Origin of the sequence: Mesorhizobium sp. M7A.F.Ca.CA.003.01.2.1 (assembly GCF_003998945.1) — a bacterium.
Lineage (GTDB): Bacteria > Pseudomonadota > Alphaproteobacteria > Rhizobiales > Rhizobiaceae > Mesorhizobium > Mesorhizobium ciceri.
Genome location: NZ_RZRA01001574.1, coordinates 1 through 596, shown reverse-complemented (window position 1 = coordinate 596; position 596 = coordinate 1). Strand labels below are relative to the sequence as shown.

The following is a 596-nucleotide window of genomic DNA, read 5'->3' as shown; positions in this document are numbered from 1 at the left end:
CGCCTGGCCGCCGCCCGCCTGGAATTCCACGCCCGCGCCCTTCCGCATAGTGGTTTCCCGGCGCAGGTTTTCGCGGGTGAAGGTGTAGCGGTTGCCGTCGGCTCCGGTGATGAAGCCGAAGCCCTGGACTTCGTCATAATGAAGCACTTTGCCGCGCATTTGCCACCCCCACTTGCCACGTCCCTGCCAAGGTGTGGCACATGGCCGAACCGATGGGCAAGACCGCATCGGGATGCGGCCGGCGTCATGCGGGCGGATGAGGCTCGTTGCCCGGTCTTACGAAGGCCGCTTCTTCGCCTTCTTGTGCTTGGGTGCACCAGAGGTGTCGAATTTCGGCTTGCCCGGCTTCTTCGCCCATGGCTTTGCATCATGCGGGGCGGTCGGGCGCTGATCGGCTGCTGCCGGTGCACGTTTTTCGAATTTGCGCTTCGGCGCGTTGGGATCGAACGGCGCCTTGCCGCGATGCGGCTTCTTGTCGGGGCTTGGCGGCTGATAGCCGGCGCGCGACAGATCGGGCGTACCGTCGAGCCGCTTCACCAGGATGTTGCCTTGCAGCTTCCGGTCGGGACCGATCGCGGCCAGGAAGCGGTCTGCCC

General features: G+C 65.4%; 2 pseudogenes. Both read right to left on the bottom strand.

The window, feature by feature from the left end:
* Nucleotides 1-159: pseudogene (locus EN969_RS36535) on the bottom strand (DUF805 domain-containing protein); the annotation flags it as partial.
* A gap of 117 nt (nucleotides 160-276) precedes the next feature.
* Nucleotides 277-596 (bottom strand): annotated as a pseudogene (locus EN969_RS34285) (ATP-dependent RNA helicase); the annotation flags it as partial.